The following is a 26,498-nucleotide window of genomic DNA, read 5'->3' on the forward strand; positions in this document are numbered from 1 at the left end:
GCGGCGGGTCGCGGGGGAGCGGGCGACGGCAGGTGTTCCAATAATGGAGCAGTCACTCTAGTATCCCGAGCATGACCGTCGCTGCCGGACCCGTCGACCAGGCGTCGCGGTCGCTGGGACCGGACCTCGCGCGCGGCGTCATGCTGCTCGCGATCGCACTGGCCAATTCGCACTACTTCCTCGAGGGGTCGTCGTACCTCGGCGGCTACCCGCTCGACCAGGGTCCGCTCGACCGGGCGGTCGCGTGGGCGACCACGACGTTCGTCGATGGTCGGGCCTTCCCGATGTTCGGCCTGCTCTTCGGCTACGGCGTCAGCCAGATCGTGCGGCGGCAGGGCGACGCCAGGCCCCGGGACGTACGTCGCCTGCTCTGGCGCCGCGCCGGCGTCCTGGTCTGCGTCGGATTCCTGCACGCGGTGCTGCTCTTCGTGGGCGACATCCTCGCCGCCTACGGGGTGCTCCTCCTGGTCGGTGCCTGGGCCGTGCGGTGGAAGGACGGATGGCTGCTCGGCGTCGCAGCCGCCTTCCTCGTGCTCGTCGCGCTGCCCGACGACGGCGCCCTGGGGGACGCCACCGGGGGGCCGGACGTCGCAACGATGCTGCCGACCGGCCTCGTCACGATGGTGGTCGACCGCGCCACCGCGTCGGGCTTCATCGCCCTTCTGGGACCGGTCGGCTTCGCGTGCCCCTTCCTGGTCGGCCTGTGGGCCGGCCGCCGCCGGTTGCTCGAGCCGCCGTCGCCCGAGGCGCGGGCCAGGCGGGCCCGTGGCCTCCTCGTCGTCGGCCTGACGGGTGTTGCCGCGGCCGTCGTCGGCGCCCAGCCGCTCGCCCTGCTCCAGCTCGACGGCCGGGTGCCGGGCGGTGCCACCGTCTCCGGGCCGGCCGCGCTCCACGACGCGACCGGGGTCCTGGGCGGCTTCGGCTATGCGGCCCTGATCGCGCTGGTCGCGCTGCGCCTCGAGGAGACCGGGCGCGCGCAGGGGAGGACGGTGCTGGCCCTGCAGGCCGTCGGCCAACGGTCCATGACGTGCTACCTCGCGCAGTCGGTGGTGTGGACGCTGGCCTTCACTCCTGTGCTGCTCGGGCTCTCCGACGACCTGACCATCGCCGCCAACGCGGTGCTCGCCGTCCTCACCTGGCTGCTCACGGTGGCGCTCGCCGACTGGATGCGCCGGACCGGCAGGCGCGGACCGTTCGAGGTGCTCGTCAGGCAGGTGACCTACCGCTGACCTCCGGACGCGCCGCGGCCCGGGCACCGACCACCACCCCGAGCACGCCGATGACGACCGCGAGGGCGTAGACCACCGAGAAGGGATCGACGTCGGCGCGCACCGCAGCGGCGTAGGCGATGCCGCTCACCGACAGCGCCAGCGCGGCGCCCAGCGAGTCGGCGACGGTGAGGGCCGAGGAGTTGAAGCCACGGTCCTCGTCGGTGGCCGAGGCGAGCATCGCCACGCCCGTGCGGGGATAGGCGAAGCCCATGCCGATGCTGGCGAGGACGTAGGCCGCGATGGGAGCCGGCGCCGGGACGCCCGTGCCCCTGGAGCGGAGCCAGACGAGGGCCGCGATGCCCGCGACACCGAGCAGCACGACGCTCGTGCCGAACCGGAACGCGGCGCCGTGCGAGACGCGCTCACCCAGGCGCGAGGAGACCTGGCTGGACGCCGCCCACACCACGCCGACGAGGGTCAGGGCGATGCCGGCCTGGCCGGGAGTGAGGTCCCACCGCTCCTGGAGGACGTAGACGATGTAGGCCTCGGCGCAGAAGAACGAGGCGGCGAGCAGGCCGCGGGTGGCGATCACGGCCGGCAGGCCGCGCCCGCCGGTGAGCGTTCCCGCGGGCAGCAGCGGGCGGACGCCGACGACGACCAGCACGAACGCGAGCGCCGCGGCCACCAGGGTGGCACCGGTCCCGGAGCCGAGCAGCTCGAGCGCGAGCACCGCTGCGGCGGCGAGCACCGCCCAGCCGAGGCGGGACAGGGACGCCGCGCCCGGCTCCGCGGGGGCGGGCTGCCGCCGGGCGGTGGGGGTCACCAGGACCGCCGACACCGCGACCAGGAACACGATCCCCAGGAAGACCCACCGCCAGCCGACCGCGTGCGCGACGAACGCGGCCACCCCGGGTCCGAACAGGGCCGGCAGGACCCATGCGGCGGCGAAGGCGGCGAAGATGGCGCCGCGGAGCCGGGCGGGGTAGACCAGCCCGACCAGCACGTAGGCCACGACGATCATCGCGCCGCTGCCCAGCCCTTGCACGATGCGCCCCACGACGAAGAGCTCCATCGCCGGTGCCGTCCCGCACACGAGGAGGCCGAGCGAGAAGGTCACCAGCGAGGCCAGCAGCGGCTGGAACGGACCGCGGCGGTCGGCCCACATGCCCGCAGCCACCATGCCGACGACGCCGCTGGCGAAGGGGGCGGCGAACGCGAGGGCGTAGTAGTCGAAGCCGTCGAGGCTGCGCGCGACGGTCGGCATCACGGTGGTCACCGCCATCGCCTCGAAGGCGGCGAACGCGATGAGGGAGAACAGGCCGACCGTCGTGGCGGCGTAGGCCGGGGAGAGGATCCGCTCGCGCGGCTCGTCGGTGCCCGGCGTGGTGCTGGTGCTCACTCGGTGACGGTAGGGCCTGCCGTGCACACGAGGTCAACCGGGTTGTGCTCCGGAATAATCGCGGCGTCGCGGACGCTGCGCCGACAGTGACTGCTCTCTCCGTGCTCGACCTCGTGCCCGTCCGCAGCGACCAGACCACCGGTGACGCCATCGCCGCCTCGCGCGACCTCGTCCGCGTCGCCGACGACCTCGGCTACCGCCGCTTCTGGGTCGCCGAGCACCACAACATGCCGGCCGTCGCCGCCACCAACCCGCCCGTCCTCATCGCGATGCTCGCCTCCGCGACCGAGCGCATCCGGGTCGGCTCGGGCGGCGTGATGCTGCCCAACCACGCGCCGTTGGTCGTCGCCGAGCAGTTCGCCCTGCTCGAGGCCGCCTTCCCCGGCCGCATCGACCTGGGCATCGGCCGGGCCCCCGGCACCGACCCGCTCACCAGGTACGTCCTGCGCGGCGGGAGCGCGGAGTCCGCCGACGAGGCGGTCACCAAGTTCCCCGACTACGTCGAGGACATCCGCACCCTGATGACCACCGAGGGCGTGGAGCTCCAGGTCGGCCCGCGCCGCCAGCCGCTCCGCGCGACCCCCGCGGCCCGCACGCTGGCCGACATGTGGCTGCTCGGCTCGAGCGACTACTCGGCCCGCCTGGCCGCCGAGAAGGGCTTGCCCTACGTCTTCGCGCACCACTTCTCGGGGGAGGGCACGGGCGTGGCGCTCGACCTCTACCGCTCGTCCTACCGCCCGTCGCCGGAGTATCCCGAGCCCCGCACGTTCCTGACCGTCAACGCCGTCGTGGCCGAGACCGAGGAGGAGGCGCGCCGCCGCGCGCTGCCCAACGTGCAGCAGATGATCGCGCTGCGCACCGGCGCCCCCCTGCACGCCCAGCGGCTCGTCGAGGAGGCCGAGGCGGTCGAGCTGACGCCCGACCAGCGCGCGCTCGCCGAGGCGATGGCGCGGCGTTGGATCGTCGGCGCCCCCGAGCAGGCGCGCGCCCGGATCGAGGAGCTCGCCCAGGAGTTCGGCGTCGACGAGGTGATGGTGCACCCGGTCGCGGGCGCCGCGGCCGGCACCGACGTACGCACCTCGCCGGCGCGCGAGGAGACGCTGCGGCTGCTCGTCGGCTGAGGGCCCTCAGTGCCGCTTCTCGAGCCCGACCGCCTCGCGCAGGTCCTCGACCGCGCCACGGAGACCGGGGTCGTCGGCGGCGCGTGAGTCCATCAGCGCGGCCATCGCCTCGGCGATCACGTTGAGCTTCTCCTGCATGGCCTCGGTGTTGCGACGCCCGGCGTTCTCCAACAGCACGAGCAGCAGCAGTGAGAGGACCGCACCGAAGGTGTGGATCGCCAGCTCCCACTTGGTGGTGCTCGACCAGAACGGATAGCTCGCCGCCCAGATCACCACGACCGCCACGACGACGGCGAAGAACGGCGCCCGGCTGATGGCCCTGGTCGACAGCTCGACGAACCGCTCGAAGGGGTCGAGCCCGTCGTGCTGCTTGCGGCTCTCCGCCGCCTCGGTGCGCTCCATGGACGGAACCTAGCGGGTCGGATCGGCCCCGGACCCCTCCCCCGAGGAGGTCCGGGGCCCTTCTCCTGCCCGAGGCCCGCGCTCAGACGAGCGCGAGTCCCGCGGCAGGCGTCACCCGCGCCGCCCGGCGCGCGGGCACGACGCAGGCGGCCAACCCGGCGAGGGCCGCGACCAGCGCGACGGCTCCGAGCTGCCACACCGGGACGGTGAACCCGGCGCCGTCGACGACCCCGGCCACCATGACCTGCACCCCGACCCAGGCGAAGGCCAGGCCGATCGCGAGGCCCATCAGCGTCGCCACCGACGACAGGAGCAGGCCCTCGGCCGCCATCGCGCGGCGCAGCTGCTCGCGCGTGAGTCCCATCGCCCGCAGCAGCGCGTTCTCCCGGCCGCGCTCGAGCACCGAGAGCCCCAGCGTGTTGGCGATGCCGACCAGCGCGATGAGGATCGCCACGGCCATCAGGCCGACGACGGCACCGGTGAGGATGTCGACCTGGAGGTAGACCCAGCTGCGCTCGGTCCAGCCGCCGCCCAGGTCGGCGTCCGCCGCCCCGGCCAGCACCGCGAGGTCGCCCGACAGCTCATCCGCGTCGGCGCCGTCCGCGGCCCTGGCCCACACCGCCATCGCTCGCGCGTCGGGGTCGAGCGCTGCGAGCGTGGTGGCGGACACCAGGCCCGAGCGTCCCCAGCCGCTGTCGGTCCGCACCTCGAGGGTGTGCTCGCGGCCGCCGACCGTGACGGTCGCCTCCCCCTGCCCGGCGCGCTCGGACAGCCGTGCCGGAAGCTCCGCGACCACGCTGTGGGGCAGGAGCAGCACACCGTCGTCGGGCACCAGGTCGGCGGACCCGCGCACGACCCGGGTGCCGTCGTCCGCTGCGAGGAGGGTGAGCGCCACCTGTCCGATGGTGGCCGTGGTGCCGTCCAGCGCGACGGCTTCGGCGACCCCATCGGTGGCCGCGACCCGGTCGACGAGCGAGCCGTCCAGCGGCTCGTCGACCGCGGTGATGCTGGAGTCCAGCGGGTGCGAGTCGTCCATGTCCTGGTCGATCGCGGTGCGCGAGGAGGCCAGCCCCGTGAGGATCGCGGTCGTCAGGGTCACCCCGACGAGGAGCGAGGCGGCCGTGGTCGCCGTACGCCGCGGGTTGCGCACGGCGTTGCCGGTGGCGAGCCGGCGCACCGGCCCCCCGCCCGGCAGGGCGCCGGTGAGGCGGATCAGTCGCGGCACCAGCACCGGGCCGAGGAGGAGCACACCGACGAAGGCGAGCACGCCGCCGGCGAGCATCACCGGCACCGACTTCGTGGCGATCGCCGCCGCCAGCAGGACCCCGCCGGCCCCGATGCCGAGAGCGGCGAGGGCCAGGCGCCAGCGTCCGGCGGCCGACCGCACGTCCACGCCGGTGGCAGGTCGCAGGGCGGCGAGCGGGGCGACCCTCACGGCCGCGCGCGTCGGCAGCCAGGCGGCACCGAGCGTCACCAGGGTCCCCACCGCGAAGGCCGTGGCGGTCCAGACGGGGTCGAGCGCGGCCGGACCCATGTCGGTGAACCACCGGCGCACCAGCACGACGAGGCCGGCCCCGGCGAGCGTCCCGACGGCGACGCCGATCGCCGATGCGGCCACCCCCAGGACGAGGGCCTCGAGCCGGATCGCGCCTCGCAGCTGCCGGCGGGTGACGCCGACGCAGCGCAGCAGCGCGAAGTCGCGCATGCGCTGCGCGAAGAGGATGGCGAAGGTGTTGGTGATCACCAGCACGCCGACGAACAGCGCGATCGCGACGAACAGCAGCGCCATGATCGCGATGACGTCGACACCGCGGGTGATCTCGGCCTGGCGGGCGGCCGTCCAGTCGGACGAGGACGCGACCGTGGCGTCGGGAGCCACCTCGCGGGCCAGGTCCGCCGGGCCGTCCCACCCGACCGCGTCGATCCACAGCGTGTCCTCGAACCGCCGGAGGTCCTGCCACGGCACGTAGAGCGCGGCGCCGAGCGCCGCGGGGCTGTCCACCAGACCGACGATCTCGACGTCCGTCGCGGCAGACCCGCTGCCGATGCGGACCACGTCGCCGATGGCCATGCCCGCGGCCTTGCTCCGGTTGACGTCCGCCAGCGCCTCGCCGGCCTCCGCGGGGAACCGTCCGTCCTCGAGCTGCTGCCACTGCACGCGCGGGTCGAGGGACGCCTCCGCGATGTCCGCCGACGCCGCGAGCTGGACGCCGTCGCGCGCGACGGGCTCCATGGCGTAGCCGAGCGTCAGGACCGCGAAGCCGCCCTCGGCCGCGGCGTCCACGAGCCCGTTCACCTCGTCGGTGTCGTAGGTCGACACGACCCGGTCGACGCCCGCGACGGGCGCTCCGGTGTCCTCGGTCAGCCCGGACCGGGTGGCTCCGGTGAGCATCCCGATCACCACGATGAAGGCGACGCCGATGACGACGGCGAGCGACGCGGCGACGTACCTGCGGGTGTGGTGGCGCATCGACGCCAGGATCACGGTGCGCATCAGGCGCCCTTCCCGCGCAGTGCGGCGACCAGCTCGTCCTGGCCGGGGTCGGTGAGGTGGGCGGTGAGCGCGCCGTCGTGGATGACCACCACGTCGTCGGCGTAGGCCGCCGCGTCGAGCTCGTGGGTCACCAGGACGACCGTCATGCCGAGCTCGCGGACCGAGCGGCGCAGGTGATCGAGCACCTCGGCGCTGGCCTCGCTGTCGAGGTTGCCGGTGGGCTCGTCGGCGAAGACGATGGCAGGCTGGGTGACCAGGGCCCGAGCGATGGCGACGCGCTGCTGCTGGCCGCCGGAGAGCTGGCTGGGCAGGTGCCCGAGGCGGTCGGCGAGGCCGAGGACACCGACGACCTGGTCGTAGCGGTCGCGGTCGACGTCCCGGCCGGCGAGCTCGAGCGGGAGGACGATGTTCTGCCCGGCGGTGAGCATCGGCAGCAGGTTGAACGCCTGGAAGACGAAGCCGATGTGCTCGCGGCGGAAGAGGGTCAGGGCGGTGTCGTCGAGCCCGGCGAGGTCGCGTCCCGCGACGCTCACCGTGCCGCTCGTCGCGGCGTCGAGTCCGGCCAGGCAGTGCATCAGGGTCGACTTGCCGGAGCCGCTGGGGCCCATGATCGCGGTGAAGCGCCCGGCGGGCAGGTCGAGGTCGACGCCGCGCAGGGCGTGCACGGCGCTGTCGCCGGCTCCGTAGGTGCGGGTCAGCCCGCGGGCGCTCGCCGCCGTGCGGGTGGTCAGGTCGGGTGTCGTCGTCATGGGGACAACGCTCGTCGTTCGCGGCCCCCGGGTCGTCGGTCCCCGGCACGGACCTCCCGTCCCCCTGCGGTCGCACCCGGCGGGTCGGCGTACGACCGGGGGAGGACGCGGGGACGGGCTAGGGGGTGACCAGGCCCGACTCGTAGCCGAGCACCACGAGCTGCACGCGGTCGCGCGAGCCGGTCTTGGCCAGCACCCGGCCGACGTGGGTCTTCACGGTCGTCTCGGCGACGACGAGCGCGGCGGCGATCTCGGTGTTGCTGAGGCCGCGGGCGACCAGGGTCAGCACCTCGACCTCGCGGTCGGTGAGCTGTGCGAGTCGGTCGTCGACGAGCCCGGTCGTGGCAGGGTCGGGCAGCGCGGCGAAGTGGTCGAGCAGCCGGCGGGTGGTGCTCGGCGCGACGACGGCGTCGCCGGCCTGCACGGCCCGGATCGCGCCGAGGAGGTCGGGCGGGGCGGCGTCCTTGAGCAGGAACGCGGAGGCGCCGGCACGGATCGCGGCGAAGGCGTACTCGTCGAGGTCGAAGGTGGTCAGCACGATCACCCGCGGCGGCGCGGCGCCCGCCAGCAGCCGCCGGGTGGCCTCCACCCCGTCGACGCGGGGCATCCGGACGTCCATCAGCACCACGTCGGCGGCGGTGACCGCCAACCGCTCCAGCGCCTCGGCGCCGTCGCCCGCCTCGCCGACGACCTCCATGTCGTCCTGGCTCTCGACCAGCATGCGGAAGCCGGCGCGCACCATCTGCTGGTCGTCGACGAGGAAGACCCGGATCCGGTCGGCCGTGCGGTGCTCGCTCACAGCGGCAGCCTCGCAGACACCGCGAAGCCGCCGCCGGGCGCCGGGCCGGCCTCGAGGGTGCCGCCGTGGACGGCGGCGCGCTCGCGCATGCCGACCAGGCCCAGCCCACGTCCGTCGGCACCCGCCGCCGCACCCCGCCCGTCGTCACGCACGTCGATGGCGACCTCGCGGTCGACGGTGACCCGCACGTCCACGCTCGCGTTCGGTCCGGCGTGCTTGCGCACGTTGGTGAGCGCCTCCTGCACGATCCGGTAGGCCGCCAGCCCGACGCCGTCGGGCACCTCGGGCACCTCGGCCACCCGGTCGGGGAGGTCGGCGGTGACCCGCATGCCGGCGGTGCGCGCCTCCTCGACCAGGTGGCGCACGTCGCCGAGCCCGGGCTGCGGCGCCACGCCCGTGTCGCCCTCGCGTAGCAGCCCCAGCAGGCGGCGCATCTCGGTCAGCGCCTCGCGGCCCGCGGCGGCGATCGTCTCGAGGGTGGCGACCGCCACGCCGGGGTCCTTCGCCGCGGCGTAGCGGGCGCCGTCGGCCTGCACGACGATCACCGACAGCCCATGGGCGACGACGTCGTGCATCTCGCGGGCGATGCGCGAGCGCTCGTCGCGGGCGGCGAGCTCGACCTCGCGCTCGGCCATCCGCTCGGCCTGCTCGGCGCGCGCGACCAGCGAGGCGACGTACCTCTCCCGCTCCTGGGCGGCGAAGCCCAGCGCCCAGGCGGTCGTGACGAGAGCGCCGATAGTCACGGCGTAGGGGACGATGTTGCCGGCGGTCAGCTCGCCGCCGAAGCCCAGGGTCCAACGGACCGCCGCGACCAGCGAGGCGGCGTAGCCGACGAGCAGCGCCGTCACCCCCTGCCAGCGCGGCGACCAGCGAGCCACGGCGTAGACGGCGATGGGGAACGCGAGCTGGCCGACGACCGGCTCGTGGTAGGCCACGGCCTGCACCGCGGACGCCGTGGCCACCGCGAGGAACACCCCCCAGGCGCGGGTGCGGCGCCAGAGCAGCGGGACCACCTCGGCGGTCGTGAGGAGCGCGGCCACCGGCTCCCCGACGGCGAGGTGGGCGACCATCCCGAGCACCACCAGCCCGCCGACGATCGACACGTCCAGCCACCGCCGCGCGCGCGGTCCCAGGCGCCACGGGTGCTGGTCCATGGTCGGACCCTAACCAGCGCGCGGTGCCGTTGCGTCAGCCCACGGGAGGACCCCGGTCCGCGCTCGTCCGTCCCGAGTAGGGTGCGAGCCATGACCCAGTGGGAATACCAGGTGGCGCCGATTCCGCTCCACAACGAGGCCCTGATGCTCAACAACTTCGGCCAGGACGGCTGGGAGCTGGTGGCCATCCACACCAACGCCCAGGGCGGCCTGGTGGCGTTCCTCAAGCGCGCCAAGCCGGGGGCCTGACGTGGGCGCCGAGGCACGCCTCGCCGAGCTGGGGATCACCGTCCCCGACGTCGTCCCGCCGGTCGCGGCCTACCAGCCGACGTCCCGCACCGGTGACCTCGTCTTCACCTCCGGACAGCTCCCTGCCCGCGACGGCGAGATGATCGCCGTCGGCAAGCTCGGTGGCGACGTCAGCGAGGAAGTCGGCTACGAGTGCGCGCGCCAGTGCGCCCTCAACGCCCTCGCGGCGGTCAAGGCCGAGGTCGGCTCGCTCGACGCGGTCAAGCGCGTGGTCAAGGTCGTCGTCTTCGTCGCCTCGACGCCCGACTTCACCGGCCAGCCGAAGGTCGCCAACGGCGCCTCCGAGCTGCTCGGCGACGTCTTCGGCGACGCCGGCAAGCACGCCCGCTCCGCCGTCGGCGTCTCGGTGCTCCCGCTCGACGTGCCCGTCGAGGTCGAGATCGTCGTCGAAGTCTGAGCATGGAGCGCCTTCCGCTCCCCGAGGCCCTCGTCGCCCAGGCCCGTTCGTACGCCGCGGGTGACGCGACGCCGGCCGAGCCGCGCGACGCCGCCACAGTGGTGCTGCTGCGCCCGTCCGCGTCGGGCCGCGGGTCCGACGTCTACCTGCTGCGCCGCCAGACCTCGATGGCCTTCGCCGGGGGCATGTGCGTGTTCCCCGGCGGCGGGGTCGACCCGCGCGACTTCGACGACGAGCTGGTCGGCCGCGGCCTCTGGGCGGGGCCGTCGCCGGCCGAGTGGGCCTTCCGGCTCGACTGCGACGAGCCGAGGGCCGTCGCGCTCGTGTGCGCCGCGGTGCGCGAGACCTTCGAGGAGTCGGGCGTCCTGCTCGCCGGCGCCGGTGCCGACTCGGTCGTGGCCGACACGACCGGCGACGACTGGGAGGCCGACCGCGTCGCCCTGGAGACGCGCGAGGTCTCGATGACCGCCTTCCTCGAGAGGCGCTCGCTGGTGCTGCGCACCGACCTCCTCGGCGCCTGGTCGGGCTGGCTGACCCCGGTCTTCGAGCCCCGGCGCTACCGCACCTGGTTCTTCGTCGCGCGGCTGCCCGAGGGACAGGTGACCCGTGACGTGTCGAGCGAGTCGTCCTCGGTGATGTGGGTGCCCGCCCTCGACGCCGTCGAGCAGGTCGAGCGCGAGGACATCCTCATGCTGCCGCCGACCTGGCTGACCTGCCTCGAGGTGGGCCAGCAGGCCGACCCCGACGCGGTGCTCGCGCAGGCGCGCGAGCGTCGGGTGGAGATGTTCACCCCCGAGGTGGTCGCCGACGGCGACGAGTTCGTCCTCTCGACGCCACCGGCCTACGCCGCGCTGATGGCCCAGCGCTGAGGGGCCGGCGATGAGCTGGTCGGGCGGCGCCTTCGGGTCCACGGGCACCTGCGTGCTGGCGCCCAACGCCGGCGTGATGACCCTCGACGGCACCAACACCTGGGTGCTGCGCGACCCCGGGTCGTCGCGCTCGGTCGTCGTCGACCCGGGGCCCTCGATCGCCGCGCACCTCGACGCCGTCGACGTGGCGGCCGGTGACGTGGCGGTGGTGCTGCTGACCCACCACCACGCCGACCACAGCGAGGCGGCCCGCGACTACGCCGAGCGGCACGGGTGCGGCGTACGCGCGCTCGACCCGGCCCACCGGCTGGGCTCGGAAGGGCTCGACGAGGGCGACGTGGTGGCCGTCGGCGGGCTGGAGGTGCACGTCGTCGCGACGCCCGGGCACACGTCCGACTCGCTGTCGTTCGTCGTGCCGCAGGACCGCGCCGTGCTCACGGGCGACACCGTGCTGGGGCGCGGCACGACGGTCGTCGCGCACCCCGACGGGCAGCTCGGTGCCTACCTGTCGTCGCTGCAGCGGCTGCACGCCCTGTGCGGCGAGCAGGGCATCACCACGGTGTGGCCCGGCCACGGCCCGGTCATCGACGACGCCCTCGGCGCCCTCGACCACTACCTCGCCCACCGCCGTCGGCGGCTCGACCAGGTGCGCGACGCGCTGCGCGACCTGCACGCGGTGGAGCGCGAGGGCGGGTCCTTCCCCCACGACACGCTGCCGCGCGCCATCGTCGAGATCGTCTACGCCGACGTCGACCCGGTGCTGTGGGGTGCGGCCGAGCTGTCGGTGCGGGCCCAGCTGGCCCACCTCGACGAATGACCCCTTGCGCCCGGTCGGCGTGAGGAGTGAGGTGGGGTCATGGACCAGCCGCGCCGCCCCGTCGTCGTCCTCTCCCGCGCCCTCGACCAGGCCGGCGACGCCCTCGCCGCCGTCCACCCCGACGACCTCGACCGGCCCACGCCCTGCGAGGGGTGGACCGTGGCCGAGCTCGCCGACCACCTGGCCGCCGCGCCGGAGCACTTCCTGCAGCTGGCGCGCGGGGAGCAGGTCGACTGGAGCGCACGCACCGGAGTCGACGCCTCCCAGCTGGCCGCCCACTTCCGGACGCACGCCGACGACCTGCTCCACCACTGGCACACCCAGCCCGACGACCAGGTCGCCCAGGCCGACTGGCAGAGCGCCGAGCTCGGCGTGCACACCTGGGACCTGGTCCGGGCGCTCGGCCTGCCCCCGCTGACACCGCTCGACGACGAGGTGGCCGAGCGCGGACTGGCGTTCCTGCAGCAGGGGCTGACCGCCGACAACCGCGGCGACGCCTTCGGTGCGGCGGTCGACCTGCCCGACGACGCGTCGCGCTACGACCGGCTGGCCGCGTTCGCCGGCCGCGACCCGCGCGCCTGAGGCGTCCCGCCCGCGCAGACGCGCGGACGTTGATCGGGGACCGCGCTCGCGTCCCCGCTCAGCCGGCGCGGCCGAGCGGACCAACGTCCGCGTCTGCGCCGGGGTGGAGGTCGGAGTCAGCGGGCGCGGCGGCCGAGGCGCTCGATGTCCATGATCACGACGGAGCGGGGCTCCAGGCGCAGCCAGCCGCGCGAGGCGAAGTCGGCGAGGGCCTTGTTGACCGTCTCGCGGGAGGCGCCGACCAGCTGGGCGAGCTCCTCCTGGGTGAGGTCGTGGTGGACGTGCACGCCGTCGTCGGCGGTGCGCCCGAAGCGGTCGGCCAGGTCGAGCAGCGCCTTGGCCACGCGGCCGGGGACGTCGGAGAAGACCAGGTCGGCGACGACGTCGTTGGACTTGCGCAGCCGCGAGGCGAGCTGCGACAGCAGGCCTCGCGCCACCTGCGGGCGGCCCTCGAGCCACTTCAGCAGGTCGTCGTGGGAGAGCGAGGCGAAGGAGGCGTCGGTGACGGCCGTGACCGTCGCCGAGCGTGGGCCGGGGTCGAAGAGCGAGAGCTCGCCGAACATCTGTCCGGGACCCATGATCGCGAGCAGGTTCTCCCGGCCGTCGGAGGAGGACCGGCCGAGCTTCACCTTGCCCTCGGTGACGATGTAGAGCTTGTCGCCGGAGTCGCCCTCGTGGAAGAGGACGTCACCGCGACGGAGCCGGGTCTCGGCCATGGATCCACCCAGTGCAGTCGCTGCCTCGTCGTCGAGCGAGCTGAACAGCGGTGCCTGCCGAAGCACGTCGTTGTCCACGTCATTCCTCCCGGTCGGGTGCGTCCCGGCGGGTCACGCCCGGGATCACCACCGATCCTAGCCGTGGTCCGCCTCACACGCGCGACACCGGGCGGTGCGGCGGACGCTTCGCCGGCTTCGGCGGTGTCGGGACCGGACCGTAGGCTGAGCGCGTGCCAGCCCCCGCCCGCAAGGCCGTCCCGGTCGTGATCCCCCAGCCCGACACCGCGTTGGTACGCCGGGCGCGCAAGGTCGACCGGATCCTGGCGCAGACCTATCCCGACGCCCGCGCCGAGCTCGACTTCACCAACCCCTTCGAGTGCCTCGTCGTCACGGTGGTCTCCGCGCAGACCACCGACCGCCGGGTCAACGCCGCCAGCCCGGCCCTCTTCGCGGCCTACCCCACGCCGCAGGCGATGGCCGCGGCGCCGCGCGAGCACCTCGAGCAGCTGCTCGGCCCGCTCGGCTTCTTCCGGCAGAAGACCGACGCGCTGCTCAAGCTGAGCCAGGCGTTGGTCGAGCGCTACGACGGCCAGGTGCCCGACCGCCTCGACGACCTCGTCACCCTGCCCGGCGTGGGGCGCAAGACCGCCAACGTCGTGCTCGGCAACGCCTTCGGCAAGCCCGGCATCACCGTCGACACCCACTTCGGCCGGCTGGCGCGGCGCCTGGGCTGGACCGAGGAGACCGACCCGGTCAAGGTCGAGCACGCCGTCGGCGCGCTCTTCCCCAAGCGCGACTGGACGATGCTGTCGCACCACCTCATCTGGCACGGGCGCCGGCGCTGCCACGCCAAGAAGCCCGCCTGCGGCGCCTGCCCGGTGGCCCGCCTCTGCCCGTCCTTCGGCATCGGTCCGACCGACCCGGTCGAGGCGGAGAAGCTGGTCACCACCCAGGGACCCGCATGAGGCCCGCATGAAGAAGGTCGTCCTGGGGCTGCTGGTCGCAGCCGTGCTGTCCGCCTGCTCGGCCGACGGCGGACGCGTCGACGTACGCCCGCCCGACGTCGACGTCGACACCCCCGCGCTGCGCGAGACCAAGGCGCGCATCGGCATGGAGGCGTGCGAGCCGGGCACCGGCGCCCCCGTCGAGGGCGGGCTGCCCGAGCTGACCCTGCCGTGCCTGGGCGGCGGTCCCGACGTCGACCTCTCCGCCCTGCGCGGGCCGGTCGTGATCAACGTGTGGCAGGCCAACTGCGGTCCGTGCCGCGAGGAGATGCCCGCGCTGGAGGCGTTCCACCAGCAGTACGGCGACCGGGTGCCGGTGCTCGGCGTCGACTTCAACGACGTGCACCCCGCCGCGGCCCTCACGCTGGCCGAGGAGACCGGGGCGACCTACCCCTCGGTCGCCGACCCGGGTGGTGAGCTGATGACCGAGGACACGTTCGCCGTGGCCCGGCGCGGGCTGCCGGCGTTCGTCTTCGTCGACGAGGACGGCGTCGTGGTGGGCCAGGACTCCGGCGGGGTCGACTCGGTCGACGACGTCCGCGAGCTGGTCGCCGAGCACCTCGGGATCGACCTGTGAGCGCGACGCCGCCCCCCGACGCGAGCGGTTCGCTGCCGGGGTGGCTGGCCCCGGTCGTCGAGGCGGCGTCGACGATCACCGTCCACCAGCTCACCCGGTTCATGCCGCCGGAGGACGTCGAGCCGCGGCGCGGCGCCGTCCTGATGGTCTTCGCCGACCGCGACGCCGACCCGTCGTCCCCCGACGACCTCGCGCACCGCGGCGAGCTGCTGCTCACCGAGCGCAACCACCACATGCGCTCCCACCCCGGCCAGGTGTCGTTCCCGGGCGGGTCGCTCGACGCCGGCGAGACCCCGGTGGAGGGCGCGCTGCGCGAGGCCTACGAGGAGATCGGCCTGCAGCCGGCCGAGATCGAGGTCTTCGGCGAGCTGCCCGAGCTGTGGCTGCCCCCGAGCAACTTCGCCGTCACGCCCGTCCTGGGCTACTGGCGCGACCGCGGCGAGGTGCGGATCGCGAGCCCCGACGAGGTCCACGAGATCCACCACGTGGCGATCGCCGACCTGCTCGACCCCGACAACCGCATCACGGTGCGCCACCCCAGCGGCTGGCTCGGCCCGGGGTTCCTCATCGGGCCCGATCGCGACGTGATCCTCTGGGGCTTCACCGCCGGCATCGTCGCGCGGCTCTTCAGCCATCTCGGGTGGGCCGACGACTGGGACCGGGCGCGGGTGCGTGACCTGCCCGACCACATGCTGCAGGGTGTCCCCCGGGGCACCGACCTCGCCCCCAACACCCCGCAGAACACCCGGCTCGAGGAGTAGCGCGCATGAACGGCCTCGACTGGTGCCTCATCGCACTCGTGGGGATCTATGCCCTCTCGGGCTACTGGCAGGGCTTCATCACCGGCGCGAGCGCCACCGTCGGGCTGCTGCTCGGCGGCCTCGTCGGCGTCTGGGTGGCCCCCCTGGCGCTGGGCGACGCCGCGCCGTCGCTGTGGGTGTCGCTGGGCGCGCTGTTCATCGTGATCATCTGCGCGTCGCTGGGCCAGGCGCTCTTCCAGTACGTCGGGGCGCGGCTGCGCGACCGCATCACCTGGCAGCCCATCCGCGCCGTCGACGCCATCGGCGGCTCCGCGCTGAGCGCCGTCGCGGTCCTGCTGGTCGCCTGGGCCCTCGGCGTCGCCGTCTCCGGCACCCGCATCGGCGCCATCACGCCGCTGGTGCGCGACTCGACGGTGCTCGCCAAGGTCGATGCGGTGCTGCCGACCGACTCCGGGCGGGTCCTGCAGGCGTTCAACAACGTGGTCGGCACGACGTTCTTCCCCCGCTACCTCGAGCCGTTCGCGCCCGAGCGCATCGTCGCCGTCCGCGCCGGCGACCCGCGGATGCTCACCGACCCCGACGTGCTGGCGGCCGCGCCGAGCGTGGTCAAGGTCCGCGGCACCAACGGCTGCGGCAGCGGCGTCGAGGGCACCGCCTTCTTCTACGCCCCCACCCGGCTGATGACCAACGCCCACGTGGTCGCGGGCGTGACCCGCCCAGAGGTCGAGGTCGCCGGCTCCTCGGTGACCGCCACGGTGGTGCTCTACGACGCCGACCTCGACGTCGCGGTCCTCGCGCTCCCCGACACCGGCTCGTCGCCGCTCGCCTTCGACACCCAGGCCGAGCCCCGCGACCCGGTCGCGGTCCTCGGCTACCCGCAGGACGGTCCCTACGCCGTGGCGTCCGGCCGCATCCGCTCCGAGCAGCGGCTCCGCTCGCCCGACATCTACGGCGAGGGCACCGTGATCCGGCAGGTCTTCTCGCTGCGTGCGCTGATCCGGCCGGGCAACTCCGGCGGGCCGATCGTGACGTCGGCCGGCGACGTCGCGGGCATGGTGTTCGCGGCGTCGGTCAGCGACCCCGACACGGGCTACGCCCTGACGTCCGACCAGCTCGCCGACTCCGCGGCGTCCGGGCTGACCCGGGAGGCGCCGGTCGACACCGGCACCTGCGTGCGCTAGATCAGGGCTGTCCCTTGAGCGCCTGGGGGATCTGGCGGCCCTGCTCGATCGCCCTCTCGGGGGCCTTGACCTGCTTGACCTGCTTGAGCCCGATCATCGCGAGGACCGCGGCGACGAGGACGTAGAAGCCGAAGACGATCAGGAACGCCCACTGCAGGTCGAGGCCCGCGCCGTTCCAGTGGATGAAGTAGACGATCGCCACCGACAGCATGATGATCGCAAGCACGGCGAGGAACGCCGCGCCGGCGAACAGGCCGATGCCGACCCCGCCGTGCTTGACACTCACCTTGAGCTCGCTCTTGGCGAGCTGGATCTCCTTGGAGATCAGCGTCGAGACGTCACGCTGCGCGTCCATGACGAGCTTGCCGAGCGTCGGATCGGTGTCCTTGACCGGTTCGTTTGCCATGGGTGAGGTGTCCTTCGGTGTACGCCGGGGCTGGATGCTGCGACCCTACCAACGGGCCGCGTGCGGCAGCGCCCCGACTACAGTGGGCCACAGGTGAGCCGGGAAGTCTGGTCGGCCCGTGGTGGATTTCCGCGGTGACAGTGCCCCGACGACCCCCGAAGGATGCGCCGACGCATGGCCTCACACCGCAAGCCCCACGAGCCCGGGTCCAAGGACCGGCTGTGGAAGACCGGCCCGGTCTACATCGCCAGCGACAAGCCGCTGGCCCGCCTCGTGGCCCGCCCGATGCGCGAGTTCCTGCGCGTGGAGGCGGCCGGATCGATCCTGCTGCTGCTCTCGGCGGCCGCCGCCCTGATCTGGGCCAACAGCGCGTGGGCGTCGTCGTACGACGCGCTCTTGCACACCCGGCTGGCCATCGACGTCGGGCCGCTGCACCTCGACGAGACGCTGCAGCACTGGGTCAACGACGCCCTCATGGTGATCTTCTTCTTCGTCGTCGGCCTCGAGATCAAGTACGAGCTGGTCAACGGCGACCTGCGCGACCCTCGGACCGCGGCCCTGCCGATCCTCGCTGCCGTCGGCGGGATGGTCGTGCCCGCGGGCATCTACTTCGCGCTCAACCCGCCCGGTGCCGCCGGCAACGCCGGCTGGGGCATCCCGATGGCCACCGACATCGCCTTCGCGGTGGGCGTGCTCGGCGTGCTCGGGCGGCGGATCCCGTCCGCCGCGCGGCTGTTCCTCCTGACGCTCGCGATCGTCGACGACATCGGCGCGATCCTGGTGATCGCGGTGTTCTACACGAGCGACCTGTCGTTGACCTGGCTGGCGATCGCGGTCGCGCTCCTGGCCGTCATGGCGGCGCTGCGGGCGGTGCGCGTGTGGGCGACCGTGGTCTACGCGGTCCTCGGCGTCGTCGTCTGGTTCGCCCTGCTCGAGTCGGGCGTGCACGCGACCCTGGCCGGCGTCGCGATCGGCCTGCTGGCCCCGGCCAGGCCGCTGCTGGACGAGGAGGTCGCTCGCGAGCACGCCACGCGGGCGCTGCGCGACCGGCAGCTCGACCCCGACGAGCTCGCCCGGCTCCGCTTCCTGCTCAAGGAGTCGGTCTCGGTCGTCGAGCGCCTCATCAGCACGCTGCACCCGGTGTCGGCGTACGTCGTCCTGCCCGTCTTCGCCCTCGCCAACGCCGGCGTCGAGCTGGGCGCGATCGGCGAGGTCTTCACCGAGCCGGTGGGGCTCGGCATCGTCCTGGGCCTGGTGCTCGGCAAGCCGGTCGGCATCGTGCTGACGTCGGCCCTCGCCGTGCGCCTCGGCGTCGCCAAGCTGCCGGAGGGCGCCTCGTGGTCGATGCTCCTGGGCCTCGGTGCCGTCGCCGGCATCGGCTTCACGGTCTCGATCTTCATCGCCGGGCTGTCCTTTCCCGGTGTCGAGCTGCTCACCGCCGAGGCCAAGATCGCGATCCTGCTCGCCTCCCTCATCGCGGCGGTCGTGGGTGTCGCGCTCCTGCTCCTCGCCACCCGCGGCGTACGTCCGGACCCGGCCGCCGACGAGGCGGCGAGCGAGGACGCCTCCCACTGACGGTCCCGCCGCCGGCCGGCGCGCAGTCGCGAGCCTCCCGTGGCCAGCCGGGCCGGCCGCAAGCGCGACCTAGTGAGGGACGTTCTGGTAGGTCCGAAGGCCGGATCGCCTACCAGAACGTCCCTCAGTACCCGGTGGGTGGGGAGGGGAGCCGGCGGGTGGAGAGGGTCAGTCCTCGGCCGGGGCGGAGGTCTCCTTCGACTTGATCATGTCCATCACCGTGGAGTCGGCGAGGGTGGTCACGTCGCCGACCTCGCGGTGCTCGGCGACGTCCTTGAGCAGGCGGCGCATGATCTTGCCGGAGCGGGTCTTGGGCAGCTCGGGCACGACCATGATCTGGCGCGGCTTGGCGATCGCGCCGATCTCCTTGGCGACGTGCTTGCGCAGCTCCTCGACGATGTCCTCGCCGCCGTCGCCCGCGGAGTCGCGGAGGATGACGAACGCGCACACGGCCTGGCCGGTGGTCTCGTCGGCCGCGCCCACCACGGCCGCCTCGGCGACCTTGGGGTGCGACACGAGCGCCGACTCGATCTCGGTGGTGGACAGGCGGTGGCCCGACACGTTCATCACGTCGTCGACGCGGCCCAGCAGCCACACGTCGCCGTCGTCGTCGAGCTTGGCGCCGTCGCCGGCGAAGTAGAGGCCGGGCCAGCGCGACCAGTAGGTGTCCTTGAAGCGCTGGTCGTCGCCCCACAGCGTGCGGAGCATCGCCGGCCACGGCTCCTTGAGCACGAGGTAGCCGCCGTTGCCGTGGCCGACCGAGGTCGCCTCGTCGTCGACGACGTCGGCCACGACGCCGGGCAGTGCCTTCATGGCCGAGCCGGGCTTGCCGGCGGTGACTCCGGGCAGCGGGCTGATCATGATCTGGCCGGTCTCGGTCTGCCACCACGTGTCGACCACCGGGCAGCGGTCGCCGCCGATGACCTCGCGATACCAGACGTAGGCCTCGGGGTTGATCGGCTCCCCGACCGACCCGAGCAGGCGCAGCGACGACATGTCGTAGCCGTCGGGGATCTCGCGGCCCTGCTTCATGAAGGTGCGGATCGCGGTCGGCGCGGTGTAGAAGATCGAGACCTTGTAGTCCTGGATGATCTGCCACCAGCGGCCCTTCTCGGGCGTGCCCTCGTACATGACCTGCGTCGCGCCGTTGGCGAGCGGCCCGTAGACCATGTAGGAGTGGCCGGTCACCCAGCCGACGTCGGCGGTGCACCAGTAGACGTCGTCGTCCTTGAGGTCGAAGACCGACCAGTGCGTGTACGACGTCCCGGTGAGGTAGCCGCCGGTGGTGTGCAGGATGCCCTTGGGCTTTCCGGTGGTGCCGGAGGTGTACATGACGTAGAGCGGGTGCTCGGAGTCGTGCATCTCCGGCTCGTGGTCGGCCGACGCGCCGTCGACGACGTCGTGCCACCACACGTCGCGCTCGTCGTGCCAGTCGACGTCCTGGCCGGTGCGGCGTACGACGAGCACGTGGCGCACCAGGTCGCCGGTCTTCTCCACGGCCTCATCGACGGCCGGCTTGAGCGCGCTCGCGGCGCCGCGCCGGAAGCCGCCGTCGGAGGTGATGACGACGTGGGCCTCGCAGTCGGTGATGCGCGAGGCGAGGGCGTCGGCGGAGAAGCCGCCGAAGACCACGGTGTGGGGGGCGCCGAGGCGCGCGCAGGCGAGCATCGCGACGACGACCTCGGGGATCATCGGCATGTAGATCGCGACCCGGTCGCCCTTCTTCACACCGAGCTCGGTGAGCGCGTTGGCGGCCCTGGAGACCTCGTCCTTGAGCTGGGCGTAGGTGAGGTCGCGGGTGTCGGCCACCCCGTCGTGGACCGGCTCGCCGACCCAGTGGATGGCGACCTTGTCGCCGTTGCCGGCCGCGACGTGGCGGTCGACGCAGTTGACCGAGGCGTTGATCGTGCCGCCGACGAACCACTTGGCGAACGGCGGGTCGGTCCAGTCGAGGACCTGGTCCCACTTCCGGCCCCAGTCGAGGCGCTCGGCGGCCTCGGCCCAGAACGCCTCGCGGTCGGCGTCGGCGCGGGCGTAGGCCTCCTCCTTGACGTTGGCGTTCGCGGCCAGGTCGGCCGGGGGCTCGAAGCGCCGGTCCTCCTGCATCAGGTTGGACAGTGTCTGCTCGGACAAGGCTCTCTCCTCGTGCGGGACGCGTGCGGGGTCGGGGGTGAGGGGAACGGCGGGGAAACGGCGGGGTGATCCCCTCGCCGCCGAACCTACTCGGATCGGCGAGGGGACCACCGGGATGAGCCGGCCGGGGCCGGATCAGTGCGGCGCGGCCTGCTCGGCGCCGGCGCCGGTGAGCGCGCGGACCTCGAGCTCGGTGAAGCGCTCCTCGGCCTCGGGGTCACGCGAGGTGACCGTGCCGATGTAGCCCAGCAGGAACCCGATCGGGATCGAGACGATGCCGGGGTTGTTGAGCGGGAAGATCGACCAGTCGGCGTCGGGGAACAGCGACGTCGGCAGGCCGGACATCACCGGCGAGAAGAACACCAGGCCGACGGCGGCGATGAGGCCGCCGTAGATGCTCCACGTGGCACCGCGGGTGTTGAAGCGCCGCCAGAACATGTTGTAGATGATCGCCGGCAGGTTGGCCGAGGCGGCGACGGCGAACGCGAGCGCCACGAGGAACGCGATGTTGAGGCGCTGCGCCGGGATGGACAGGGCGATGGCGACCGCGCCGATGACGAACGCCGCGATGCGGGCGACCCGCACCTCATCCTTCTCGGTGACCGGCTGGTCCTTCTTGATGACGCCCTTGTAGAGGTCGTGCGCCACGGAGGAGGAGCTGGCCAGGGTGAGCCCGGCGACCACCGCGAGGATCGTCGCGAACGCCACCGCGGCGATCAGCGCGAGCAGCACCGCGCCGCCGGTGGAGCCGTCCCCGCCGCCCACGGCCTCGGCGAGCAGCGGCGAGGCGAGGTTCTGGTTGCCACCCTCGAGCGGGTCGACCTGGTCGCGGTCGAGCAGCGCAGCCGCGCCGAAGCCGAGCACCAGCGTCATCAGGTAGAACGCGCCGATCAGCCCGATCGCCCAGAGCACCGACTTGCGCGCGTCCTGCGCGGTGGGCACGGTGTAGAAGCGGATCAGGATGTGCGGCAGGCCGGCGGTGCCGAGCACGAGCGCGAGGCCGAGCGACAGGAAGTCGATCTGCGAGGTCAAGGTGGCGCCGTACTGAAGGCCCGGCTGGAGGAACGCCTCGCCCTTGCCGGAGTTCTCGGCGGCCGAGCCGAGCAGCTCGGAGAGGTTGAAGTCGAACTTCGCGAGCACCAGCAGCACGATCAGCGCGGAGCCGATCATCAGGAGCACGGCCTTGACGATCTGGACGTAGGTCGTGCCCTTCATGCCGCCGACGACGACGTAGAAGATCATCAGGGCGCCGACGCCGATGATGGTGATGTTCTTGATCGCCTGGCTGTCGACGCCGAGCAGGAGCGCGACGAGCGAGCCGGCGCCGACCATCTGGGCGAGCAGGTAGAAGATCGAGACGACGACGGTCGAGATCGACGCCGCCGTGCGCACCGGGCGCTGGCGCATCCGGAACGCGAGCTGGTCGGCCATCGTGTAGCGGCCGGCGTTGCGGAGCATCTCCGCGACCAGCAGCAGCGCGACGAGCCACGCCACGAGGAAGCCGATCGAGTAGAGGAACCCGTCGTAGCCGTAGACCGCGATGGCGCCGGAGATGCCGAGGAACGACGCCGCCGACATGTAGTCGCCGCCGATGGCCAGGCCGTTCTGGAAGCCGGAGAACGAGCGACCCCCGGAGTAGAAGTCGGCGGCCGTCTTGGTCTGCCGGCTCGCCCAGAACGTGATGCCGATCGTCAGCGCGACGACCGACAGGAACAGGATCGTGGTGAGGACCTGGGTGTCCATCAGGCGTCTCCTCCCTTGCGGTAGTCCGCGTCGAGCTGGCGGGCCAGCGGGTCGAGCTTGGACTGCGAGTAGCGCGCGTAGTACCACGCGAGACCGAACGTGGTCACGAACTGCAGCAGCCCGAAGATGAGGGCGACGTTGATGTGGCCCACGACCTTGGTCGACATGAAGTCGCCGGCCCAGTTGGAGAGGACGACGTAGAGCAGGTACCACACGAGGAACGCGGCCGTGGCCGGGAAGACGAAGCTGCGGTAGCGGTGGCGCAGCTCGGCGAACTCGGGGGTCGCGTGGAGCCTGTCGTAGATGGGATCGTGGCGCTCAGCCCGGTCTTGCTGTGTCACGGAGGGGTCCTTCCGCCGGGGTCACCGAGATGTGACCGCCGTCACGGTGACACCGCTCATGCCGGACGGGGGAGTCTCGCGCCCGCGCCGGTCGGTCGGTGGGCGCCGCTCGTCGCCCAGCGGTCGCTGTCGTACGACGAGCGGTCGCGCCGGGGCCGGTCAGCCCCCGGACCGCCGGGTCGGGTGCGGCTTGCGGAGGGTGTCGGGCAGCAGCTGTGCGCCGGGGCCGCTCGCGCCGTGCACGTCGCCCGGGTTGGAGAACGAGCAGCTGCGCAGGCTCAGGCAGCCGCAGCCGATGCAGCCGTCGAGCCCGTCGCGCAGCCGCTGGAGCGCGGCGATCTGCTCGTCGAGCCGGCCGCGCCAGTGCTGGGAGATCCGGTGCCAGTCGCCCTTGGTGGGCGTGCGGTTGCCAGGCAGCCGGGCCAGCTCGTCGCGGATCTCGTCGATCGTCAGGCCGACGTTGGAGGCGGCGCGGATGAACGCCAGCCGGCGCAGCACGTTGCGCTCGAACCGTCGCTGCCCCCCGGCCGAGCGCTGCGACTCGATCAGCCCCTCGGCGTCGTAGTAGCGCACCGCCGACGCCGCGAAGCCGCTGCGCCTGGTGACCTCGCCCATCGGAAGAAGATCCCGGCCGTCCATCCTGACCCCTTGAACTCAAGTTCACTTCAACTTGAACGATAGCCGCATGACAACCACGACGACACGGGTGGCGCTCGTCACCGGAGGATCCACCGGGCTGGGACTCGCCCTCGCGCAGGCGCTCGTCCGCGAGGGCTGGGACGTCCTCACCGACGGTCGCAGCGCGCAGAGGTTCACCGAGGCGGGGCTCCCTCCCGAGGTCACCGTCGTGGTCGGCGACGTCACCGATGCCGACCACCGGGGCCGCCTCGTGGCCGAGGTCGAGGAACGCGGGCGGCTAGACCTGCTCGTCCACAACGCCAGCACGCTGGGCCCGCTGCCCATGCGAGCACTCGCAGAGGTCGGCGTCGACGACCTCCGGCAGGTCTGGCGCGTCAACGTGGGCGGGCCACTGGTCCTGACCTCGTCGCTCCTGCCGTGGCTGCGGACCGCGGACGGCGTGCTCCTCTCGATCAGCTCCGACGCCGCGGTCCAGCACTACGAGACCTGGGGGCTCTACGGCGCCACCAAGGCCGCGCTCGACCACGTCACCCTGACCTACGGCGCCGAGACAGGCCTGCGGGCGTACGCCGTCGACCCGGGCGACATGCGCACGGCCATGCACCAGGACGCCTTCCCGGGCGAGGACATCTCCGACCGCCCCCTCCCCGACACCGTCGTGCCGCGTCTGCTCGCCCTGCTCGCGCAACGGCCCGCGTCGGGGCGCTACCGCGCGGCGGACGTCGCGTGAGGCCGCTGGACGAGACGCCGCGCACGAGGTTCGCCGCGTCCACCTTCGCGCCCCGTCCGGCCGAGGAGCGCGGCCTCGCGCGAGACGAGGTGCGGCTCCTGGTCGGCACGCCGGATGGGCTCTCGCACGGGAGGTTCCGCGACCTGCCGGACCACCTCCACGCGGGCGACGTGCTCGTGGTCAACACCTCGGCGACGGTCCCCGGCGAGGTGGACGCGACGCTCGACGGCGACGCGGTGGTGCTGCACGTGGCGCACCGCCTCGACGACGGCGACCGCGTGGTCGAGCTGCGCACCGCACCCGACGCCTCGCGCGCCCTCCTGGACGCGACGCCCGGACAGGTCGTCGCGATCGGCGACGTCCGGCTCGTGCTGGTCGAGCCGTGGCCCGCCAGCGCACCGTCGTCGCCGACGGGGCGCGGCAACCGGCTCTGGCGCACCTCCGTCCGGGGCGACCTGGACGACCTGCTCGCGCGCACGGGGCGGCCGATCGCCTACGGCTACCTCGACCGGCCCTACCCGCTGGACGCCTACCAGACCGTCTTCGGCACCCGTCCCGGGAGCGCCGAGATGGCGTCCGCCGGGCGGCCGTTCACGCCCGAGCTGGTGACGCGGCTCGTCACGGCCGGGGTGCAGTTCGCCCCGGTCACGCTGCACACGGGGGTCTCCTCCCAGGAGGCCGGCGAGGCCCCCGGTCCGGAGTGGTTCGAGCTGCCCCAGGCGTCGGCGAGGGTGGTCAACGCCGCCCGGGACGACGGAGGTCGGGTGATCGCGGTGGGGACGACCGCGACCCGCGCGATGGAGTCGTCGGTCCTCGGCCGGCGCGTGGTCGCGAGCCGCGGCTGGACCTCGCGGGTCGTCACCCCCGGCCGGCCGCCGCGGGTCGTCGACGGCCTGGTCACCGGCTGGCACGACCCGATGGCCTCACACCTGCTGCTCGTCGAGGCGGTCGCCGGCGAGCGCCTCAGCCAGGCGGCGTACGACGCCGCGGTGGCCGAGGGCTACCTCTGGCACGAGTTCGGCGACGCGGCGCTGCTGCTGCGACGCTAGGGATCCGAGCCTGCCGCGGGGAGGCGTCGAGCCGACGAAGTGGCGTTCGCGGCTCGGTGCGCTACGCTGGGTCTTGTTGAAGGGTCGGCACCACCGACCTGGCCGCGCACCATGCTGCGGCTCGTATCTCGTTTTCCTGGTTTTCGGTTCGCTGGACATCAGTACGGAATGGATGTCTTCAGCAGCTCGGAGGCAACGTGCCCCCGATGCGAGAACAAAGGAACATCATCATGGCTCAGGGCACCGTCAAGTGGTTCAACGCTGACAAGGGCTTCGGCTTCATCGCGCAGGACGGCGGCGGCGAGGACGTGTTCGTCCACTTCTCCGCGATCCAGTCCTCCGGCTACAAGTCGCTCGACGAGAACCAGAAGGTCGAGTTCGACGTCACGCAGGGCCCGAAGGGCCCGCAGGCGGAGAACGTCAGCGTCATCTGACACACCCCGAGGAGCCCCGACCGCGCTGCGGTCGGGGCTCCTCGTGCGTCCGGGGGTTGACGTCAGGTGCACCTGAGCATCCACGATCGACCCATGACCGACGACCAGCCCCTCGTCCGCGAGCTCCGGATCACCCTCACCGTCGACGACTTCGACGCGGCCGTACGCCTCTACCGCGACGCGCTCGGGCTGCCCGAGGTGGCCGACTGGAGCAGCGAGCAGGGACGGGTGCTGCTCCTCGACGCGGGTCGCGCGACGCTCGAGCTCTTCGACCAGGCGCAGGCCGCGATGGTCGACGACCTCGAGGTGGGGGAGCGCGTCTCGGGCCCGGTGCGGCTCGCCCTGCACGTCGCGGACGCCGACGCCTCCGCCGCGGCGCTCGTCGCGGCCGGCGCCACGCCGGTGGCGCCCGCCGTCGACACCCCGTGGGGAGACCGCAACGCGCGGGTCGCGGCCGCGGACGGCATGCAGCTGACGCTGTTCACCCCGGGTGCGGGGTCCTGATCATCCACATCGTCGGGTCGGGGAGGGCGCCGAAGCCGACGTCGGCATAGACCCCGTGCGCGTCGTGGGTGGCCAGCAGCGTCCGCCTGACCCCCAGGTCGTCGAGGTGCTCGACGACCGCCGCGACGAGGCGGGTGCCGAGCCCGCGCCCGCGGTGGCCGCGGTCGACGTACACGTCGCACAGCCAGGCGAAGTTGGCGTGGTCGGTGACGACGCGGGCGTAGGCCACCTGCCGCCCGCCGGCGAACGTGCCGAAGTTGAGCGAGTGCTCGGCCGCGGTCGCGACGGCCTCCCGCGAGCGGCCCGTGGCCCAGTAGGCGTCGGTGCTGAGCCACTGGTGCACGAGGTCGAGGTCCATCGCGGCGGACCCGGTGCGGATGTCGAAGGCGTCGGTCACGGGAC

The 26,498-nt window shown here is 73.2% G+C and carries 29 protein-coding genes; 16 read left to right on the plus strand and 13 right to left on the minus strand.

Annotation, left to right across the window (positions count from 1 at the left end):
- Nucleotides 1-71 precede the first annotated feature (71 nt).
- On the plus strand, nucleotides 72-1,229 hold the full coding sequence (locus JX575_RS01455; RefSeq protein ID WP_186339934.1) for a DUF418 domain-containing protein: 1,158 nt from the start codon (nucleotides 72-74) through the stop codon (nucleotides 1,227-1,229).
- Here the strand turns inward: JX575_RS01455 and JX575_RS01460 are convergent.
- Nucleotides 1,207-2,610: an MFS transporter gene (locus JX575_RS01460; RefSeq protein WP_206054473.1), complete on the minus strand. Its 1,404-nt coding sequence runs from the start codon at nucleotides 2,608-2,610 to the stop codon at nucleotides 1,207-1,209. The two genes, JX575_RS01455 and JX575_RS01460, sit on opposite strands and share 23 nt — an antisense overlap.
- Nucleotides 2,611-2,696: 86 nt before the next feature.
- On the opposite strand from JX575_RS01460, the gene JX575_RS01465 reads away from it, so the two are divergent.
- Entirely contained in the window at nucleotides 2,697-3,731 is a 1,035-nt protein-coding gene (locus JX575_RS01465; protein ID WP_186339935.1) for an LLM class flavin-dependent oxidoreductase, read from the plus strand.
- 6 nt (nucleotides 3,732-3,737) lie between these two features.
- Here the strand turns inward: JX575_RS01465 and JX575_RS01470 are convergent, their stop codons facing one another.
- From JX575_RS01470 to JX575_RS01490, 5 genes are all read right to left on the minus strand, one after another.
- Nucleotides 3,738-4,133 carry a low affinity iron permease family protein gene (locus tag JX575_RS01470; protein ID WP_186339936.1) on the minus strand — a complete coding sequence of 132 codons (396 nt, stop codon included), beginning with the start codon at nucleotides 4,131-4,133 and terminating at the stop codon, nucleotides 3,738-3,740.
- 82 nt (nucleotides 4,134-4,215) lie between these two features.
- The gene (locus JX575_RS01475; protein ID WP_186339937.1) at nucleotides 4,216-6,627 is read right to left on the minus strand and encodes an FtsX-like permease family protein; all 2,412 of its coding nucleotides are present in this window, start codon (nucleotides 6,625-6,627) and stop codon (nucleotides 4,216-4,218) included.
- Nucleotides 6,627-7,376: an ABC transporter ATP-binding protein gene (locus tag JX575_RS01480; RefSeq protein WP_186339938.1), complete on the minus strand. Its 750-nt coding sequence runs from the start codon at nucleotides 7,374-7,376 to the stop codon at nucleotides 6,627-6,629. Before JX575_RS01480 ends, JX575_RS01475 begins: the two co-directional genes overlap by 1 nt.
- 118 nt (nucleotides 7,377-7,494) lie before the next feature.
- Nucleotides 7,495-8,175: a response regulator transcription factor gene (locus JX575_RS01485; protein WP_186339939.1), complete on the minus strand. Its 681-nt coding sequence runs from the start codon at nucleotides 8,173-8,175 to the stop codon at nucleotides 7,495-7,497.
- Nucleotides 8,172-9,329, minus strand: a complete 1,158-nt coding sequence (locus JX575_RS01490) for a histidine kinase (protein WP_186339940.1) — start codon at nucleotides 9,327-9,329, stop codon at nucleotides 8,172-8,174. The genes JX575_RS01485 and JX575_RS01490 overlap by 4 nt, the downstream gene beginning before the upstream one ends.
- Nucleotides 9,330-9,419: 90 nt before the next feature.
- Here JX575_RS01490 and JX575_RS01495 point away from each other — a divergent pair, with 90 nt between their 5' ends.
- Genes JX575_RS01495 through JX575_RS01515 form a run of 5 tightly spaced genes read left to right on the plus strand, consistent with a single transcriptional unit; the run spans nucleotide 9,420 to nucleotide 12,303 of the window.
- On the plus strand, nucleotides 9,420-9,578 hold the full coding sequence (locus JX575_RS01495; protein WP_186339941.1) for a hypothetical protein: 159 nt from the start codon (nucleotides 9,420-9,422) through the stop codon (nucleotides 9,576-9,578).
- A gap of 1 nt (nucleotide 9,579) precedes the next feature.
- Nucleotides 9,580-10,035, plus strand: coding sequence for a RidA family protein (locus JX575_RS01500; protein ID WP_186339942.1), 456 nt, complete (start codon nucleotides 9,580-9,582; stop codon nucleotides 10,033-10,035).
- Between the two features lie 2 nt (nucleotides 10,036-10,037).
- Nucleotides 10,038-10,904, plus strand: a complete 867-nt coding sequence (locus tag JX575_RS01505; RefSeq protein ID WP_186339943.1) for an NUDIX hydrolase — start codon at nucleotides 10,038-10,040, stop codon at nucleotides 10,902-10,904.
- 10 nt (nucleotides 10,905-10,914) lie between these two features.
- Complete coding sequence (locus JX575_RS01510; RefSeq protein ID WP_186339944.1) at nucleotides 10,915-11,721, plus strand: MBL fold metallo-hydrolase; 807 nt, start codon at nucleotides 10,915-10,917, stop codon at nucleotides 11,719-11,721.
- 39 nt (nucleotides 11,722-11,760) lie between these two features.
- Nucleotides 11,761-12,303, plus strand: a complete 543-nt coding sequence (locus tag JX575_RS01515) for a maleylpyruvate isomerase family mycothiol-dependent enzyme (protein ID WP_186339945.1) — start codon at nucleotides 11,761-11,763, stop codon at nucleotides 12,301-12,303.
- A gap of 116 nt (nucleotides 12,304-12,419) precedes the next feature.
- Here JX575_RS01515 and JX575_RS01520 read toward each other — a convergent pair whose 3' ends face one another.
- Complete coding sequence (locus tag JX575_RS01520) at nucleotides 12,420-13,097, minus strand: Crp/Fnr family transcriptional regulator (protein WP_186339946.1); 678 nt, start codon at nucleotides 13,095-13,097, stop codon at nucleotides 12,420-12,422.
- Between the two features lie 152 nt (nucleotides 13,098-13,249).
- Here JX575_RS01520 and nth point away from each other — a divergent pair, with 152 nt between their 5' ends.
- Genes nth through JX575_RS01540 form a run of 4 tightly spaced genes read left to right on the plus strand, consistent with a single transcriptional unit; the run spans nucleotide 13,250 to nucleotide 16,542 of the window.
- On the plus strand, nucleotides 13,250-13,984 hold the full coding sequence (gene nth, locus JX575_RS01525) for an endonuclease III (protein WP_241005287.1): 735 nt from the start codon (nucleotides 13,250-13,252) through the stop codon (nucleotides 13,982-13,984).
- Between the two features lie 7 nt (nucleotides 13,985-13,991).
- Nucleotides 13,992-14,600, plus strand: coding sequence for a TlpA disulfide reductase family protein (locus JX575_RS01530; RefSeq protein ID WP_186339947.1), 609 nt, complete (start codon nucleotides 13,992-13,994; stop codon nucleotides 14,598-14,600).
- Nucleotides 14,597-15,361 (plus strand): CoA pyrophosphatase, encoded by a 765-nt coding sequence (locus JX575_RS01535; RefSeq protein WP_241005288.1) that lies wholly within the window; start codon nucleotides 14,597-14,599, stop codon nucleotides 15,359-15,361. Before JX575_RS01530 ends, JX575_RS01535 begins: the two co-directional genes overlap by 4 nt.
- Before the next feature lie 5 nt (nucleotides 15,362-15,366).
- On the plus strand, nucleotides 15,367-16,542 hold the full coding sequence (locus JX575_RS01540) for a MarP family serine protease (RefSeq protein ID WP_186339948.1): 1,176 nt from the start codon (nucleotides 15,367-15,369) through the stop codon (nucleotides 16,540-16,542).
- A gap of 1 nt (nucleotide 16,543) precedes the next feature.
- Here the strand turns inward: JX575_RS01540 and JX575_RS01545 are convergent, their stop codons facing one another.
- The gene (locus JX575_RS01545; protein ID WP_186339949.1) at nucleotides 16,544-16,948 is read right to left on the minus strand and encodes a phage holin family protein; all 405 of its coding nucleotides are present in this window, start codon (nucleotides 16,946-16,948) and stop codon (nucleotides 16,544-16,546) included.
- Nucleotides 16,949-17,122: 174 nt separating this feature from the next.
- Here JX575_RS01545 and nhaA point away from each other — a divergent pair, with 174 nt between their 5' ends.
- Entirely contained in the window at nucleotides 17,123-18,523 is a 1,401-nt protein-coding gene (nhaA, locus tag JX575_RS01550) for a Na+/H+ antiporter NhaA (protein WP_186339950.1), read from the plus strand.
- A 168-nt stretch (nucleotides 18,524-18,691) separates the two neighbouring features.
- Here nhaA and acs read toward each other — a convergent pair whose 3' ends face one another.
- The 4 genes from acs to soxR form a co-directional block, all read right to left on the minus strand.
- Nucleotides 18,692-20,656, minus strand: a complete 1,965-nt coding sequence (gene acs, locus JX575_RS01555) for an acetate--CoA ligase (RefSeq protein WP_186339951.1) — start codon at nucleotides 20,654-20,656, stop codon at nucleotides 18,692-18,694.
- Nucleotides 20,657-20,791: 135 nt separating this feature from the next.
- The gene (locus JX575_RS01560) at nucleotides 20,792-22,399 is read right to left on the minus strand and encodes a cation acetate symporter (RefSeq protein ID WP_186339952.1); all 1,608 of its coding nucleotides are present in this window, start codon (nucleotides 22,397-22,399) and stop codon (nucleotides 20,792-20,794) included.
- Nucleotides 22,399-22,740: a DUF485 domain-containing protein gene (locus tag JX575_RS01565; RefSeq protein ID WP_186339953.1), complete on the minus strand. Its 342-nt coding sequence runs from the start codon at nucleotides 22,738-22,740 to the stop codon at nucleotides 22,399-22,401. The genes JX575_RS01560 and JX575_RS01565 overlap by 1 nt, the downstream gene beginning before the upstream one ends.
- A 159-nt stretch (nucleotides 22,741-22,899) precedes the next feature.
- On the minus strand, nucleotides 22,900-23,355 hold the full coding sequence (gene soxR / locus JX575_RS01570) for a redox-sensitive transcriptional activator SoxR (protein WP_241005289.1): 456 nt from the start codon (nucleotides 23,353-23,355) through the stop codon (nucleotides 22,900-22,902).
- Nucleotides 23,356-23,425: 70 nt separating this feature from the next.
- On the opposite strand from soxR, the gene JX575_RS01575 reads away from it, so the two are divergent.
- The 4 genes from JX575_RS01575 (at nucleotide 23,426) to JX575_RS01590 (ending at nucleotide 26,096) form a co-directional block, all read left to right on the plus strand.
- Entirely contained in the window at nucleotides 23,426-24,109 is a 684-nt protein-coding gene (locus JX575_RS01575) for an SDR family oxidoreductase (protein ID WP_186339955.1), read from the plus strand.
- Nucleotides 24,106-25,158, plus strand: a complete 1,053-nt coding sequence (locus JX575_RS01580; RefSeq protein ID WP_186339956.1) for an S-adenosylmethionine:tRNA ribosyltransferase-isomerase — start codon at nucleotides 24,106-24,108, stop codon at nucleotides 25,156-25,158. Before JX575_RS01575 ends, JX575_RS01580 begins: the two co-directional genes overlap by 4 nt.
- A 230-nt stretch (nucleotides 25,159-25,388) precedes the next feature.
- Entirely contained in the window at nucleotides 25,389-25,592 is a 204-nt protein-coding gene (locus JX575_RS01585; protein ID WP_186339957.1) for a cold-shock protein, read from the plus strand.
- A gap of 93 nt (nucleotides 25,593-25,685) precedes the next feature.
- Nucleotides 25,686-26,096 (plus strand): VOC family protein, encoded by a 411-nt coding sequence (locus JX575_RS01590; protein WP_186339958.1) that lies wholly within the window; start codon nucleotides 25,686-25,688, stop codon nucleotides 26,094-26,096.
- Here JX575_RS01590 and JX575_RS01595 read toward each other — a convergent pair.
- Nucleotides 26,074-26,493 (minus strand): GNAT family N-acetyltransferase, encoded by a 420-nt coding sequence (locus JX575_RS01595; RefSeq protein WP_241005290.1) that lies wholly within the window; start codon nucleotides 26,491-26,493, stop codon nucleotides 26,074-26,076. The two genes, JX575_RS01590 and JX575_RS01595, sit on opposite strands and share 23 nt — an antisense overlap.
- Nucleotides 26,494-26,498 lie beyond the last annotated feature (5 nt).

It is taken from the genome of Nocardioides sp. zg-1228 (genome assembly GCF_017086465.1).
GTDB lineage: Bacteria > Actinomycetota > Actinomycetes > Propionibacteriales > Nocardioidaceae > Nocardioides.

Bases quoted from the DNA above. Each gene is read 5' to 3' on its own strand.
- JX575_RS01455 (WP_186339934.1), top strand. From the start codon at position 72: ATGACCGTCGCTGCCGGACCCGTCGACCAGGCGTCGCGGTCGCTGGGA.
- JX575_RS01470 (WP_186339936.1), bottom strand. From the start codon at position 4,133: ATGGAGCGCACCGAGGCGGCGGAGAGCCGCAAGCAGCACGACGGGCTC.
- JX575_RS01475 (WP_186339937.1), bottom strand. From the start codon at position 6,627: ATGCGCACCGTGATCCTGGCGTCGATGCGCCACCACACCCGCAGGTAC.
- JX575_RS01480 (WP_186339938.1), bottom strand. From the start codon at position 7,376: ATGACGACGACACCCGACCTGACCACCCGCACGGCGGCGAGCGCCCGC.
- JX575_RS01490 (WP_186339940.1), bottom strand. From the start codon at position 9,329: ATGGACCAGCACCCGTGGCGCCTGGGACCGCGCGCGCGGCGGTGGCTG.
- JX575_RS01495 (WP_186339941.1), top strand. From the start codon at position 9,420: ATGACCCAGTGGGAATACCAGGTGGCGCCGATTCCGCTCCACAACGAG.
- JX575_RS01505 (WP_186339943.1), top strand. From the start codon at position 10,038: ATGGAGCGCCTTCCGCTCCCCGAGGCCCTCGTCGCCCAGGCCCGTTCG.
- JX575_RS01510 (WP_186339944.1), top strand. From the start codon at position 10,915: ATGAGCTGGTCGGGCGGCGCCTTCGGGTCCACGGGCACCTGCGTGCTG.
- JX575_RS01515 (WP_186339945.1), top strand. From the start codon at position 11,761: ATGGACCAGCCGCGCCGCCCCGTCGTCGTCCTCTCCCGCGCCCTCGAC.
- JX575_RS01530 (WP_186339947.1), top strand. From the start codon at position 13,992: ATGAAGAAGGTCGTCCTGGGGCTGCTGGTCGCAGCCGTGCTGTCCGCC.
- JX575_RS01540 (WP_186339948.1), top strand. From the start codon at position 15,367: ATGAACGGCCTCGACTGGTGCCTCATCGCACTCGTGGGGATCTATGCC.
- JX575_RS01545 (WP_186339949.1), bottom strand. From the start codon at position 16,948: ATGGCAAACGAACCGGTCAAGGACACCGATCCGACGCTCGGCAAGCTC.
- nhaA (WP_186339950.1), top strand. From the start codon at position 17,123: ATGGCCTCACACCGCAAGCCCCACGAGCCCGGGTCCAAGGACCGGCTG.
- JX575_RS01560 (WP_186339952.1), bottom strand. From the start codon at position 22,399: ATGGACACCCAGGTCCTCACCACGATCCTGTTCCTGTCGGTCGTCGCG.
- soxR (WP_241005289.1), bottom strand. From the start codon at position 23,355: ATGGGCGAGGTCACCAGGCGCAGCGGCTTCGCGGCGTCGGCGGTGCGC.
- JX575_RS01575 (WP_186339955.1), top strand. From the start codon at position 23,426: ATGACAACCACGACGACACGGGTGGCGCTCGTCACCGGAGGATCCACC.
- JX575_RS01585 (WP_186339957.1), top strand. From the start codon at position 25,389: ATGGCTCAGGGCACCGTCAAGTGGTTCAACGCTGACAAGGGCTTCGGC.
- JX575_RS01590 (WP_186339958.1), top strand. From the start codon at position 25,686: ATGACCGACGACCAGCCCCTCGTCCGCGAGCTCCGGATCACCCTCACC.